Raw genomic sequence first — 14,447 nt, 5'->3', positions numbered from 1 at the left:
ATGGTTGGGCGTTGCCCACGCTGTTGGTCAATTGTCCGGGTGAGGGCTGTGGTCGGCTTGAGCGTTGGTCTGGTTGAGATGATTTGGCTTCGTGGAAGATACGACGAATAGGCGGGACAGAGGATAGGACAGACGTTGATTAATAATAATGCAAATGTGTTCCCGGTGAAGCTTCTTGGCCTTTCCGTAAGTCAAAAATGGTTTCGTTTTTCCATGAGGAAGGCTCTGTTTTCCCTCCCTGCTCACTCAGCACCCTGAACCCGAAAACCCCAAAGTCCCGCCAGACAGCTTGAAACGCCCTGAGAAATGCACTGCGTGCATTTCTCAGGGCGTTTCAAGCTGTCTGGCAACCCAAGGATTCCAAAGGGGATTATCCCCTTTGGCGGGTGCAGGGCAGCGCCCTGCCCGCCGGAGGCATCATCAACTATATTAAAGACTTGCCGCCGCTTTCTCCACGGATTCCTTGAAGCCGTCTCTGGCTTCCTGAATTTTCTTGGCGATGGCGTCGTCGTTCAGGGCGATGATTTGTGCTGCGAGCCATGCGGCGTTTTTGGCGCCCACTTTGTCGAGGGCGAGGGTTCCGACGGGGAAGCCGGGGGGCATTTGGACGGTGGCGAGCAGCGCGTCCATGCCACCGAGCGGGGAGGCGGTGAGGGGCACGCCGAGGACCGGTTTGGTGGTTTTGGCGGCCACTGCACCGGCGAGGTGTGCGGCGAGGCCTGCTGCGCAGATGAAGACCTGCACGCCGTCTGTTTCGAGTTCGGAGACGAGTTTTGCGGTGCGCTCTGGGGTGCGGTGGGCGCTGGACACGGTGAAGACGTGGTCGACACCGAGTTCATTCAGCAGGTCGGAACAGGGGCGCATCTTTTCTTCGTCGGAGATGGAACCCATGAAAATTGCAACTTGGGGCATGTTTTCCTCCTAGGCGAGTCGTTTGAGGCCTTTGTCGCCGATGTCCCGGCGGTAGTAGCTGTTTTCGAACGATATTTTATCCACTGCTTCGTAGGCGCGCTTTTTGGCTTCGGCGAGGTCCTTGCCGAGGGCGGTGACGCCGAGGATGCGTCCGCCGGAGGAGAGGATCTTGCCGTTTTCCAGCTTGGTCCCGGCGTGGAATACTTTGACGTTTTCGAGCTTGTCGGCTTCGTCGATGCCGTTGATTTCCATGCCTTTGGGATAGGAGCCGGGATAGCCTTTGGCGGCCATGACGACGCAGATGGCGGTTTCCGGTTTGACTTTGACTTCGATCTGGTCGAGGCGTCCTTCGATGCAGGCGAGCATGACGTCCACGATGTCGGTGTCGAGGCGCATGAGCAGGGGCTGGCATTCGGGGTCGCCGAAGCGCACGTTGTATTCGAGCACGTTGGGGGTGTCGCCGTCGAACATGAGACCTGCGTAGAGGATGCCTTTGAAGGGTTCCCCTTTGGCGGCGAGGTGCTTGAGGATCGGGGCGATGGCGGATTCGGCGGTCTCGGCGTATTTCTCTTCGGGGAGAATCGGTGCCGGGCTGTAAGCGCCCATGCCGCCGGTGTTGGGGCCGGTGTCGCCTTCGTAGACGGCCTTGTGGTCCTGGCTGGATGGCAGCAGGGCGTAGTGTTCGCCGTCGCAGAAAGCGAGAAAGCTGGCTTCTTCGCCGGTGAGGGTCTCTTCGACGACCACGCGGTCGCCTGCGGAGGCGAAGCTCTTTTTGACCATCATGTCGTGCAGGGCTTCTTCGGCCTCTTCGACGGTCTGAGCAACGACGACGCCTTTTCCTGCGGCGAGGCCGTCGGCCTTGACCACGAGGGGGGCGCCTTTTTCGCGCACGAAGTTGCGGGCGTTTTCGTATTCGTCGAAGACGCGGAAGGGTGCGGTGGGGACGCCTGACTCGTGCATGACGTTCTTGGAGAACGCCTTGGAGCCTTCGAGGTTTGCGGCGTAGGCGTTGGGGCCGAAGCAGGGGATGCCTTCTTTGGAGAGGGCGTTTTCGAGCCCGAGCACCAGCGGCAGTTCGGGGCCTGCCACCACGAGGTCCACGCGGCGCTCTTTGGCCAGCGAGACGATGGCCGGGATGTCGTCATCGGGCACGGGAATGTTTTCCCCGACCTGAGCCGTGCCGCCGTTGCCCGGCGTGCAGAGGATTTCGTCTACTTTGGGGCTTTGGGCGAGCTTCCAGCACAGTGCGTGCTCGCGGCCACCGGAACCGACAACCAGAACTTTCATTGAGCGCTCCCTGTTTGGGGTGTTGCGATGCGTGGTGTGTATTGGAAAATGCCGTTTTTTTCAAGCTCGACCTACTCGTCCTCCTCCCATACGGATTGGACCGCGTCGATGACCGCGCGCAGGACGGGGTCGCGGTCGCGGCGGCGCTGGAAGGCGAGGAATAGCGGGGTTTCTAGCCCTTCAACGGGATGGCAGTAAACGCGGCTGCCGATGCGGCCTGCGGCTTCGGCCTCGTCGCGCCTGAGGATGCCCACACCTCGGCCCGAGGCCACGAGCAGCTTGGTCACTTCGTCTCCGTCCACCTGAATGGTGGTCTCGGCCCTGAGCCCTTTGGCTTCGAAGATGCGGTCCAGCAGGCTCTGGCAGGGGCAGTCCTTGGCGGTTTTGATCCACGGCAACGAGGCCATTTCCTTCAATCCGCCTTCGCGGACCCGGTCGGCCCATTCTTCGGAGCAGGCCGCGTAATAGACGGTCTGTTCCAGATGGCGAGACTCGATCTCCGGTGGATGTGCGGTGCCGAAAATGAACCCGGCGTCGAGGGTGCCTTTTTTGAGCGATTCGAGAATCAGGCCGCTTGAGCTTTGATAGAACTGCAGGGTGATGCGGGGGTGGATGTCGGCCAGCAGGGAGAGCAGGGGGACGATGCGCAGATAGTCGGCGTCCGTGTTCAGGCCGATGCGGACTTCGCCCGCCAGCTCCTCGCCCATGGACCGCGCCTCGGCCGTAAACTCGTCGGCCGCGCGCAGGACTACTCGGGCCCGCTCCAGAAGCCGCTTGCCCGCCTGCGTCAACTCCATTCCCTTGGGCGTGCGGATGAACAGGGCCATCTCGATATCGCGCTCCAGTGACCGGATGTGGTTGCTCAGGGTCGGCTGGCTGGCGTGCAGTCGCTCGGCGGCGCGGGTGAGGTGCCCTTCTTCGGCCACGGCGACGAAAGTTCGTAATTGATACAGCTCCATACGCCCTTCCAATCTCAATAAAATTTCATGATGAACATGATAAAACTTAATTATTGGATTGCATGACGGAAAGCAACTAGATTCCCTCCTGACCGCATTTCAGGCACAGGCCGGGCCGCATACGACGTGCTCGCTTGGAAGTTGGTCGGCGTTACCTCGCTGTGGAGCAGAAAAGCACTTGACCCGACGCGCCGACGACCACCGGCTCTCCTCCTCCTTCATGAGGCCGTGGTATCCCAGACCGCATAATGGCGGCCGTGCCTCCTGACCGTAACTGACCATAGGGGAATCCGTCTCCTTTCACTCTCCTTCCGACGGATTTCCCAACGAGAAAACCCCGGCTTGCCGGGGTTTTTTCCTTTTGTGTGTTGTCCTGTCTGTCAGATGTCGGCCTTGCGGCCCCAGACCGCCTGACCGAGCGATATGCAGGCGTCATTTGGCGGCACCTGCGTATGCATCAAGACTTCCAGCCCGATCATTTCCAGCGCCATGGGCAGTTCCGCCGCGATGGTCAGATTCTGCATCACCCCGCCCGAAAGGGCCACGCGTTGATGCCGAGGGCTTCGGACACGGCGGCGGCCATCTCGGCGAGGCCGTTGATGAGGCCGAGGTGGAAGCGGCGGGCGATGACGCCGGGGGGCACGCCGTTTTGCGCGTCCTCGCGCACTGCGTCGAGCAGGGCGAGGGTGTCCAGCACAGCGGGTTGTTCGTCGAGAAGGAGCGGGCAGGGGTATGCCGAATGCTCGGTCATGTCCTGCGCCTTTTCCAGTCGGATGGCGGCCTGTCCTTCATAGCTGACCGTGCTGCACAGGCCGATCATGGCCGAGGCCGCGTCAAAGAGACGGCCGCAGCTGCTGGTCAGGGGCGAGTTGATATCTTTTTCCAGAAGCTGAGGCAGAAAGCGGTCTGCGGCTTCGTGTTTCGCCAGCCACGGCCACCAGAATTCGGGGTCGCGGTGGCCCATGTCCCAGAGCGCGGCGCGGGCGATGCGCCACGGCTCGCGCACGGCAGCTTCCCCTCCGGGCAGTCGCAGGTGTGCAAAGCGGGCCAGCCGCTCGTGATCCAATGTCTTGAATCCACATACAGACACTCGCCGCCCCATATGGTGCCGTCCTCGCCGTAGCCGGTGCCGTCGAGGGCGATGCCCACGGCCGGGCCCTCCACGCGGTTTTCCGCAAGTACGGCGTGAATGTGCGCGTAGTGGTGCTGGAGCGTCAGCACCGGGATGTCCATGGCCTGCGCCAGCTCGTCGGCCAGCGTGCTGGTCATGTAGTCCGGGTGCAGGTCGCGAACGATGCGCTCGGGACGGACTTTGAGGATATCTTGCAGATGAGCGAGAATTTCCTTGTAGAATCCGTAGGTTTCGAGGTTTTCCATGTCGCCGATGTGCTGGCTCGGGAAGGCGAGGTCGCCCTTGGTCAGGGTCAGGGTGCACTTGAGTTCCGGCCCGGTGCCGAGCACGCAGGGGCCATCGTCTTCCAGAAAGACCGGGGCCGGGGTGAAGCCCCTTGCCCGGCGCAGCATGATTGGGCAGCCGGAGTAGGGGTTCATGCGCATCACCGAATCGTCGCAGCGGATGAGGATGTCCCGGTCGTGAAAAAGAAAGCGGTCCGCGATGTCCCCAAGCCGGGCAAAGGCCTCGCGGTTGCCAAGGCTGATGGGCTCGCTGCTCATGTTGCCGGAGGTCATGACCAACGCGGGCAGCCGTTCCGGGGCCTGCTCCCGCAGGTGCTCGAAGAGCACGTGGTGCAGCGGTGTGTAGGGCAGCATCAGCCCGATGAAATTCGTGTCCGGGGCCACCTCGTCCGGAAGCGGACAGTCGTCGCGCTTGGAAAGCAGCACGATGGGCCGCTCCTTGCCGGTGAGCCACGCCTCTTCCTCGGGCATGACCTCGGCCAGTTCGCGCACCGCGTCCATGTCAGGCACCATGACCGCCAGAGGCTTGTCCGGCCTGTTTTTGCGTTGGCGTAGAAGCGAAACCGCGTCGGCATTCGTGGCGTCGCAGGCGAGGTGGTAGCCGCCGAGTCCCTTGACCGCTGCAACGCTCCCTTTTCGCAGCGCCCCGGCGAGCAGGCCGAGCGCCTTGTCGCCACGGGCAATCTCTTCGCCCTCTGTGTCGGCAAGCCAGACCTGCGGGCCGCAGTCCGGGCAGGCGTTGGGCTGGGCGTGGAAGCGCCTGTCGGCGGGGTTCTCGTACTCTTCTGTGCAGCTGGTGCAGAGCGGAAAACAGGCCATGGACGTGAAGGGCCTGTCGTACGGGATGGACCGGGTGATCGTATAGCGCGGGCCGCAGTTAGTGCAGTTGGTGAAAGGGTAGCGATGGCGCGGGTTTTCCGGGTCGCGCATGTCCGCGAGGCAGTCCTTGCAGGTGGCGGTGTCCGGGCTGATGAGCACGTCATGGCCTTCGCCGCCCTCGCTGGCGATGATGGTGAAGTCGTCCTCACCCTTTACGGGCTCTATGTCCTCGCTGTCGGTGCTGACCACGCGGGCCAGCGGCGGGATTTTCTCCGCGAGATCGCGGCCAAAGGCGCTGACCTGTTCGGCTGTGCCCTGTGCCTCGGCAACCACGCCCTGCGAACCGTTGAGGACGGTTCCGGTAACGCCGTTTTCTGCGGCGATGCGGAAAACAAAGGGCCGAAAGCCCACACCCTGCACCTGTCCGGTGACGGTGAATCTGCGTCGAATCATGCCGTTGCCCGTCTGAGTCATGCGCCGAGAGTAGCCCCACAATCTTTTGTGCGCAAGGGGGCTTAGTCGCCGAGAAGCCGTTTTTTCAGACTTTTCAGCCGTCCTTTGACAACCCGTAACGGATCGAAGCGTATCGGGTCGAGGGTGTCGGGCAGAATCATGTTTGAGGCGTCGAACCCGTCCGGCTGTTCCATGGAATAGCGGATGTCGCCGGGCTGTGCGCCCGGCAGGTCTCGCCGGATGGCTTCGGCCCAGAGGGAGACGTCGGCGGGGGTGAGATTCAGCAGGTCGTACACGGCGGTGTCCACGGCGTGGACCGAGGTCGAGGCGGCAAGCATCCCGAGGGGGTACGGTTCGCCTTTGATGGGGCCGGATTTGTGCATGGGGTGTACCGCGTCCAGCAGGGTCGCGCCGTGGGGCAGGATTTCCGCGAGGTCCACAAGCATGGACACGAAACGTTCGGGGGCATCGCCGAGGCGGTTGTGGGCCAGTGCCTTGCGCGCTCCGCACACGCAGCCGAAGAGGTTCTTGACCCCGGCGGTGACGCGCATTTGCCCGTGGGCCTTGAGTCGGGGCACGTTGAGGATGGTCCCGGCGTCCAATGCGTCGCGGGAGACGCCGATGGTCACGCCGCAGGGGAGTTTGGTCTGGACAGGCCTGCCGAGGGTGGCGACCTTGAGCCCGATTTCATTGAGCGCCCGCGCCAGACCGGAAGCGCGGGCCACCTGCGCGGCGGAGCCGAAGGCGGGGGGAATCGGCAACGGTGACACGCGCGCCCTGATCCAGCAGCCAGCGACACGCCGAGCGCACGACCAGCGGGTTGGTGCAGGAGACCGCCGCATTGGTGGAATTGACGAGGTTCGGCTTCACCAGCACGCGGTCGCCGCGTTGTGCCTCGAAGCCGATGTCTTCGAGCAGCGCTGCCACTGCCGCGTCAAGCAGCGTGGATTCGTATTCGATCATGCGGGCGAGGGCGACCTTGATGTCCATGGTGCCGGATTGTAGACCGTGGGCCGAAAGAATGGCAAGGCGCATTTCGCTTGCAACGGCGGTGGATTCGGTGAACCATGAACGGATGCTTCGCATTCAACTCGACAGCGTCAGCGTTACGCGCGGCGACATCCGGCTGCTTGACGGGGTTTCATTTCGTGTGGAGCCGGGCCGTCATGTGGCGCTTCTCGGTCCCAATGGTGCGGGCAAGACGACGCTGCTGCGCGTCCTGCGCGGCGACATGCCCCCGGACAGGGTCGAATCGCGCCAGTATGAAACAGAGGCCGGAACCCAGTCGGACCCTTTGGGACTTCGGGAGCGCATGGCCATGGTTTCGGGCGACATGCAGGACTTCTACGAAGGGCCGGGCAGCCATGCGCTCGGGCTGGATATCGTGCTGGCGGGGTTTTTCGACACGCCGCTCCTTTATGAACCGGTCTCCGATGCGCTGCGTCATCGCGCACAGGAGTCCCTGCGGCTTATGGATGCGGCAGGGCTGGCACGGGTGCGTGCCGGGGCCATGTCTACTGGGCAACTCCGGCGGGTGCTGATGGCCCGCGCAATGGCGGGTGACCCGGAAGTGCTGTTGCTGGACGAGTGCCTTGACGGGCTGGACGCCGCCTCGCGGGAAACCGCGCTTTCGCTTCTGGAGCGGGTTGCCGATCGCTGCACGTTGGTGGTCACGGCTCACCGGAAGGAGGACATTCCCGATTTCGTGGCCGAGACGGTCCGGCTCGGGGCCAAAGGGCAGGGCTCCGAGGCTGTCCCGATGGGATCTGGCGAATATGCGACCGTGCACCCAGTGCCGCAAATGGACTACATAGTCCGGATACGTGACGCCGACGTGGTGGTCGGCGGGCATCGTGTCCTGAACCGGGTGAACTTCACCATGCTGCCGGGTGAGAACTGGGCGGTTTTCGGCGACAACGGCGCGGGGAAAAGTACGTTCCTGCGGCTGATTCTCGGGGATGTGGCCCCGTATGCCGACGAAGGGAGCGTGGAGCGCTTCGGCGGAGCCGGGACGGGCGAAGCACATCGGCGGCGCATGGCCGTGGTTTCGCCGGAGCTGCATGGGCTGTTCGCGCAGCATCCGCACTGTCGGGACACTGTTCTGGAGACGGTGCTTTCGGGATTTTTCGGAACAGTAGGGCTCTACGAAACGCCCAGCGCGGATGATGAACGGCGGGCGCGCAGCGTGCTTGCGTTTGCCGGGCTGGAGGCGGTGGCGGATCGACGGATGGAGACTCTATCGCACGGGCAGCGGCGGCGGGTGCTGTTGGCGCGGGCCGTTGCCGGAGAGCCGTGGCTCCTGCTGCTCGACGAGCCCATGTCCGGGCTTGACGTTGCATCGCGGGCGGCCATGCGTGAGACCCTGAACCTGTTCGCACGGCAGGGCGTTCCGCTGCTGATGGTCTCGCACAGGCAGGAGGATATTCCTGCTGTAGTGAACCGCAGACTGACGCTACATGATGGGCGGATAATCGACACGGGCGGCGTTGCATGAGGCGCGGGCCCGGTGTATGGTCGGCAAACGGAGGAAGGATATGCGCCGCAACGGAAAGGTCAGCTGGTTCAACGAACGCGAAGGGTTCGGCTTTATTACGGACGAGGACGGCGGCGACGTGTTCGTGCACTATTCGGAGATTTTCCGTGACGGTTTCCAGACCCTCAAGCCGGGGGAGGAAGTGGACTTCGACCTGAAGGACTCCGGTCCCGCGCCAAAGGCTGTCGATGTTCGGGTAAAAGGGGAAAACCCTTACGGCAGCATCATCTGATTACGGCCTCGTCCTATAGCCTGATACATTGCAGCGTCCCGTTCGGGGCGCTTTTTTTTGTGCCTTGTCATGGCGGGCAATGCGTTCGTCTACTGACGTTCACGCCAGCTTGACATCTCAAGTACCGCAAACGCCCCGGACAAGGGCAGTTGTCCGGGGCGTTCGAGAGAGGGGAGAGGTCGGCGGTTGTGTTGCAAGGCGGGACCGCGACCCGGGGCTTCCGGCGTTTGGGGGGAGCCGGAAGCGGTACGTTGAGACGATTCAGCGCAGTTCATTGATGTTGAGCGTTCTCCGGCAATGCGGGCAGGTGCATGTCGTGGCTCCGCCTTCACGGGCAAAGGCCCAGAAGAGGAGGCGGCGACGGGCGCCTCGGTTGATATATTGAACGTGTACCGGGTTGCCGCAGCTGCAGTATCGCTTTTGCATTGCCTTGCTCCTTTGTTGGTGCCGATGAACTGACTGTTGAGTGTATGTTTATCTCTGTTGGGGCATTGTGTCAACTCATAATTGACATGTTGTGTGCACTTTGTTCATTTTTTGTGGTCTTTGATGAATAGTGTCTTTTTGTTCAAGGTGTTGGACGAACAAAAAAAGGGCCCGCCGAGGCGGGCCCTTGAACCATCTGTGTTTGGGAGGATGGTTCGGGGGTACTATGGTAAGGACGTCTACTTTTCGTAACCCTTGATGAAGGCTTCGACTGCCGGCAGACCGGGCTTGCCGTTGGCGGTGGTCACGCCTTCGAGCCAGCGCTTGTAGACTTCCGGGTTCTCCTTGAGCCAGAGCAGACCTGCGGAGCGCGGCTGCAGGGAGCCGTCTTTGTGCAGGGTGGTCATGATCTGGTTCATCATGGAGATGGGGAAGGTCATGTTCTTCAGCAGCTTGGCGGCGTTCGGGTTGTCCTTTTCAAAACCGGCGCGGATGTTGGTCCACACGGTGGCCGTGCCATCGTTGGCACCGAAGGTTTCGCTGGTGCTGCCCGTGAGGTAGGTCATGTCGATGCGTTCGTTCATGCTGTGCGGGGCCCAGCCGAGGAATACGATCCACTTGCCTGCCTTGGCGAAGGACTGAACCTGTGCGAGCATGCCCGCTTCACTGGAGGGCACCAGAGTGAACTTGCCGAGACCGAACATGTTCTTGTCGATCATGCTCTGGATGATCTGGTTTCCGTCGTTGCCTGCCTCAATGCCGTAGATTTTCCAGTCGAGCTTGTCGCCGAACTTGGCAATGTCTTCGAAACTCTTGAGTCCGCCTTTGGCGCAGAACGTGGGGGTTGCGAGGGTGTACTGTGCGCCGGGCATGTTCGCCACGTATTTGATGACGCTACCGTCCTCGAAATATTTGTTGGCGACAGAGGCCATGGAAGGCATCCAGTTGCCGAGGAATGCGTCAGCCTCGTCCATTGCCATTGCCTTGTAGGCGATGGGCACGGAAACCATGACGTTTTCGGCCTCGTAGCCCAGATTCTGCAGGATGGAAACGGCGAGCTCCGTCTTGATGGTCACGCCGGTCCAGCCGACGCTGGCGATCTTGATCTTTTCCGGGGCGGCCTGTGCGGGCAGGCTGAAAGTGAACACTGCTGCGATGAGAATGAAGGCGACGAGAATACGCCTGAAGGGGTCCAACATCATAACTCCTCTGTTGCGGTTTTCGAAGCGGAGCCGCCGCAGGGGCGGCTCGACGCATTCGTTGAAAAATATGCTCCGGCGTCCCCGCCGGGGCACTCTAGGCGCCGAACCAGTTCAGCGCCTTGGTCGCATGGTTGCGGTATATGTGCTTGACCTCGGTGTACTCTTCCAGACCCATGCGGCCCAGCTCCCGGCCGAGGCCGGACTGCTTGTAGCCCCCCCACGGGGCCTGTACGAAGTACACGTTGAAGTCGTTGATCCAGACAGTGCCGAACCGAAGCGCCTTGGAGACACGCTCGATGCGGTCCGGGTCGCGGGTCCAGAATCCGGCGGACAGGCCGTAAATGGTGCTGTTGGCACGCGTGACGGCTTCCTCTTCGGTGCTGAACTTTTCCACGGTGATGATTGGGCCGAAGGTCTCTTCCTGCACGATGCGCATGTCGTTTTCGCAGTCGCTGAATAGGGTCGGCATGTAGAAGTAGCCGTCCTTGAGTGCAGGATCATCCGGGCGCTTGCCGCCGATCAGTAGGGTTGCCCCTTCCTTGCGGCCGATCTCGCCGTACTCCTCGACCTTGGCCAGATGTTCGGCGGAGATGAGCGGGCCCATTTGGGTGTCGTCGTCAAAGCCGTTGCCCACTTTGATGCGCGCCATGCGCTCCTTGAGGGCCTCCACAAAGCGGTCGTGGATGCCTTCCTGAACGAGGATGCGCGCACCGGCCGAGCATATCTGGCCCGCGTGGAAAAAAACACCGTTCAGCGCGTAATCCACGGCGAGGTCGAAGTCGGCGTCGTCGAAGATGATGTTCGGGTTCTTGCCGCCCAGTTCAAGGGCGACCTTCTTCACGTTGGTGGTGGCCGCGCGCATGATGGTCTTGCCGGTGGCTATGCCGCCGGTGAAGGAGATCAGGTCCACGTCGTGACTCTCGGAGAGTTCCGCGCCCACTTCCGGGCCGGGGCCGAGCACGGTATTGACCACGCCCTTGGGGAATCCGGCCTCTTCGGCCAGTTCCGTGACCTTGACGGTGGTCAGCGGGGTGATCTCGCTGGGCTTCATGACAATGGTGCAGCCAGCGGCCAGCGCGGGCGCCATCTTCCATGAGGCCTGGAGCAGCGGGTAGTTCCACGGGGAAATCTGTCCGCACACGCCCACGGGTTCGCGCATCACCATGCTGGTGGTGTCCGCGATGGGCGACTCGATGACCTCGCCGCCGTCCTTGTCGGCCAGTCCGGCGAAGTAGCGGAAGATGCCCGCGATGTCGTCCATGTCCCAGCGGCTTTCCTCGACGGTCTTGCCGGTGTCGAGGCTTTCCAGTCGGGCCAGTTCCTCGCGGTCGCGTTCGATGAGGTCCGCCAGCTTGAAGAGCAGGCGGGCCCGGTCGGCGGCCGGGGTTTCCGGCCAGCCGTCCGTATCGAAAGCGCGTCTCGCGGCCGCGATGGCGGCCTTGGTGTCTTCGCGGTCCGCTTCGGGAACCGTGGCGATCACCGAGGCGTCGAAGGGGTTGACGATTTCACGTTCCTTGCCGGAACGGGCGTCCACCCATTCTCCATCTATGTACATTTTCTTGCGTATCATGCGCTTCTCCCGGTCCGGGTTATTCTCCGGACTTGTAGTAGGGCACGTTTTCCGGTGCCAGCGGGGTGTTGCCGAGGATCTTGTCCGCGGCCTTTTCCGCGATCATCATGACCGGGGCGTAGATGTTGCCGTTAGTCACGTATGGCATGACCGAGGCATCGACCACGCGCAGGCCTTCCACGCCGTGCACCTTGAGGTCGCCGTCGGTAACGGCCATGTCGTGGGTGCCCATGGCGCAGGTGCAGCTCGGGTGGTAGGCGGACTCACCTTCATTGGCCACGAAGTCGAGGATTTCCTCGTCGGTCTGGGCCTGCTCGCCCGGTGCCAGCTCCTTGCCGCGGAACTCGTCGAACGCGGGCTGGGTCATGATCTCGCGGGTCTTGCGGATCGCCTCGACCCACTCGCGGCGCTCCTGTTCGGTGGAGAGGTAGTTGAACAGGATGCTCGGGTAGTCGCCCGGGTTGTTGGACTTGATCTTCACGTGGCCGCGGACGTCGGTGTTCATGGGGCCGACGTGTACCTGATAGCCGTGCCCTTCGTTGGGCGCGGAGCCATCGTAGCGGATGGCGATGGGCAGGAAGTGGTACTGCAGGTTCGGGTATTCCACCTGATCGTTGCCGCGGATGAATCCGCCTGCCTCGAAGTGGTTGGTGGCCGCTTCGCCGGTGTGGCCGAAGAGCCATTTTAGGCCGATCCACGGCTGGTTGTACCACTTCAGCGCCGGGAACATGCTGACCGGCTTTTTGCAGGCGTACTGGACGTAGAGTTCGAGGTGGTCCTGCAGGTTTTCGCCCACGCCGGGGAGGTCCTGCACCATGTCGATGCCGAGCTGGGAGAGTTCGGCGCCGTTACCGATGCCGGACAGCTGCAGCAGCTGCGGGGAGTTGATGGCGCCACCGCAGGAGATGATCTCGCCGCCGTAGGCCTTGAAGGAGCGTTTGCCCTTGGTGTACTCGACGCCCACCGCGCGGTTGCCCTGGAACAGGATGCGGGTGGTCATGGCCTTGCACTTGATCTTGAGGTTGCGGCGGTGCTTGACCGGGTGCACGTAGGCACGGGCCGCGTTGTGGCGGCGTCCCTGATAGGTGTTGCGGTCGAACTTGCCGAAGCCTTCCTGCTGGTAGCCGTTCACGTCGTTGGTGATGGGGTATCCGGCCTGCTGCACGGCGTTGAAGAACGCGGTGAAGAGCGGGTTGTCGCATTCCGGCGTGGTCAGATAGAGCGGGCCGACCGCGCCCTGATATTCGTCGGCTCCGGCGGTGCGGCACTCGAAGCGCTTGAAGTAGGGCAGGCAGTGGGCGTAGGACCAGTCTTCGAGGCCGTCTTCCTTGGACCACTTTTCGTAGTCCATGGCGTTGCCGCGGATGTAGATCATGCCGTTGATGCAGGAGGAGCCGCCGAGGACCTTGCCGCGCGGCTGATAGATGCGGCGGTTGTTCATGTACGGCTCGGGCTCGGACTCGTACCACCAGTTGTAGGTCTTGCCTGCCAGCGGGTAGGTCAGGGCGGCGGGCATGTGGATGCGAAAATCGAGACGATGATCCGGACGGCCTGCTTCCAGCACGAGCACCTTGTTGTTCGGATTGGCGCTGAGGCGGTTTGCCAGAACGGAACCGGCGGAGCCGCCGCCGATGATAATGTAATCGTAATGTTTCATATTTCTCTTCTCGTTGTTTTCGCTTACTCGGTTGATTCGTTCAGAAAGGGCACTTCGGTATCAGCGGTGGTGCCGTTTCGTTCCTCGGTACACTGGCGCAGCAGCACGTAGTGGTGCCCGATGAAGGACAGGGCGCGCAGCGGTTCGCCGTCGGCGATGGCCCGCGCGGTGTCGCTCCAGTTAGCCGCAGCCTTTTCCCGGTAGACCGGGTCCTGATAGAGGGCGTAGTCGTGGGAGCTGAACCCCATCTGAAGGGCGTGCATGACCCACTCGAAGAGCGGGTTGCGCGCCATGCGCGCCAAGGTGATGTTCAGCTTCCTGTCCAGTTCCCCGGTGACCACGAGGTCCGGGTCGTCCTCTCTGAGCAGCATTTCGAGCCGGAGCGCTTCCTTGAGGAGGTCGTCCTTCTCGAGCTGGCTGCCTCGTGCGATGGCCAGTTCGGTGATGGCCCGGTCAACGGTCTCGCGAAACTCGATGAGCTTTTCCGGCTCTACCGGATGCTGTTTCAGGAACAGGGCCAGCGACTCGGACACATTGTCCACGTCGAGCTGGCGGATGTATGCGCCGCCCTTGGCGCCCTTCCTGACTTCGAGAAGCCCCTTCTGCTTGAGGGTCTTGATTGCTTCGCGGACCACGCCGCGGCCTGTGCCGAACTGCGCCTGCATTTCACGCTCGCTGGGCAGACGCTCGCCGGGAGCGAGGCGGCCATCCATGATCGCGGCCTCCACCTGCAAGGCTATTTCCTCGCTGGCACGGCCGACGCTGACGGGCATGAACATGGCTTTCGATCTGTTTTCCGTGGTCATTGGTATTACCTTTGACGGGTTTTTGAGCGAAAAAAGAATCCTCAAACACAATTTGGGGATTTCTTGGCTCAAATGGTACGACCATTATTTGCCATGCCATGACGCAGCTGTCAACCCGGAGCCGTATGGAAGCAGGGACAGGGTAAGCGAAAAGACAAAAAGTCTTTAATAATGT

Annotated in this window: 11 protein-coding genes and 1 pseudogene; 2 read left to right on the top strand and 10 right to left on the bottom strand. The window is 62.1% G+C overall.

Annotated elements, in window-relative coordinates:
- Window positions 1–429: 429 nt before the first annotated feature.
- The 6 genes and pseudogenes from purE to JCM12178_RS20530 form a co-directional block, all read right to left on the bottom strand.
- Window positions 430–912 (bottom strand): 5-(carboxyamino)imidazole ribonucleotide mutase, encoded by a 483-nt coding sequence (purE, locus tag JCM12178_RS09835; RefSeq protein ID WP_054650950.1) that lies wholly within the window; start codon window positions 910–912, stop codon window positions 430–432.
- 9 nt (window positions 913–921) lie between these two features.
- Window positions 922–2,199 (bottom strand): phosphoribosylamine--glycine ligase, encoded by a 1,278-nt coding sequence (gene purD / locus JCM12178_RS09830; RefSeq protein ID WP_054650948.1) that lies wholly within the window; start codon window positions 2,197–2,199, stop codon window positions 922–924.
- A gap of 71 nt (window positions 2,200–2,270) precedes the next feature.
- Window positions 2,271–3,158: a LysR family transcriptional regulator gene (locus JCM12178_RS09825; protein WP_054650946.1), complete on the bottom strand. Its 888-nt coding sequence runs from the start codon at window positions 3,156–3,158 to the stop codon at window positions 2,271–2,273.
- Between the two features lie 380 nt (window positions 3,159–3,538).
- Window positions 3,539–5,867 (bottom strand): annotated as a pseudogene (gene hypF, locus JCM12178_RS09820) (carbamoyltransferase HypF).
- Window positions 5,868–5,908: 41 nt separating this feature from the next.
- Window positions 5,909–6,607, bottom strand: a complete 699-nt coding sequence (locus JCM12178_RS09815; protein ID WP_304611208.1) for a DUF362 domain-containing protein — start codon at window positions 6,605–6,607, stop codon at window positions 5,909–5,911.
- A complete protein-coding gene (locus tag JCM12178_RS20530; RefSeq protein WP_304611207.1) occupies window positions 6,534–6,932 on the bottom strand; it encodes a DUF362 domain-containing protein in 399 nt (132 codons plus the stop codon). Before JCM12178_RS20530 ends, JCM12178_RS09815 begins: the two co-directional genes overlap by 74 nt.
- Between JCM12178_RS20530 and JCM12178_RS09810 the strand changes: the two genes are divergently transcribed.
- A complete protein-coding gene (locus JCM12178_RS09810) occupies window positions 6,922–8,340 on the top strand; it encodes an ATP-binding cassette domain-containing protein (RefSeq protein WP_054650944.1) in 1,419 nt (472 codons plus the stop codon). The genes JCM12178_RS20530 and JCM12178_RS09810 overlap by 11 nt on opposite strands.
- Before the next feature lie 40 nt (window positions 8,341–8,380).
- Window positions 8,381–8,611 (top strand): cold shock domain-containing protein, encoded by a 231-nt coding sequence (locus tag JCM12178_RS09805; RefSeq protein ID WP_054650942.1) that lies wholly within the window; start codon window positions 8,381–8,383, stop codon window positions 8,609–8,611.
- Between the two features lie 665 nt (window positions 8,612–9,276).
- Here the strand turns inward: JCM12178_RS09805 and JCM12178_RS09800 are convergent.
- From JCM12178_RS09800 to JCM12178_RS09785, 4 genes are all read right to left on the bottom strand, one after another.
- Window positions 9,277–10,236, bottom strand: coding sequence for an ABC transporter substrate-binding protein (locus tag JCM12178_RS09800; RefSeq protein WP_054650940.1), 960 nt, complete (start codon window positions 10,234–10,236; stop codon window positions 9,277–9,279).
- A gap of 97 nt (window positions 10,237–10,333) precedes the next feature.
- On the bottom strand, window positions 10,334–11,809 hold the full coding sequence (betB, locus tag JCM12178_RS09795; protein WP_054650938.1) for a betaine-aldehyde dehydrogenase: 1,476 nt from the start codon (window positions 11,807–11,809) through the stop codon (window positions 10,334–10,336).
- A gap of 19 nt (window positions 11,810–11,828) precedes the next feature.
- Window positions 11,829–13,466 (bottom strand): choline dehydrogenase, encoded by a 1,638-nt coding sequence (betA, locus tag JCM12178_RS09790; protein WP_054650936.1) that lies wholly within the window; start codon window positions 13,464–13,466, stop codon window positions 11,829–11,831.
- A 23-nt stretch (window positions 13,467–13,489) separates the two neighbouring features.
- The gene (locus tag JCM12178_RS09785; RefSeq protein ID WP_054650934.1) at window positions 13,490–14,272 is read right to left on the bottom strand and encodes a FadR/GntR family transcriptional regulator; all 783 of its coding nucleotides are present in this window, start codon (window positions 14,270–14,272) and stop codon (window positions 13,490–13,492) included.
- Between the last annotated feature and the right edge of the window lie 175 nt (window positions 14,273–14,447).

This window comes from Salidesulfovibrio brasiliensis JCM 12178, from assembly GCF_001311825.1.
In the GTDB taxonomy this organism is placed as follows: Bacteria; Desulfobacterota; Desulfovibrionia; order Desulfovibrionales; family Desulfovibrionaceae; genus Pseudodesulfovibrio; species Pseudodesulfovibrio brasiliensis.
Note: the sequence above shows the minus strand (reverse complement) of the source record. Positions and strands in the feature narration are given on the sequence as shown.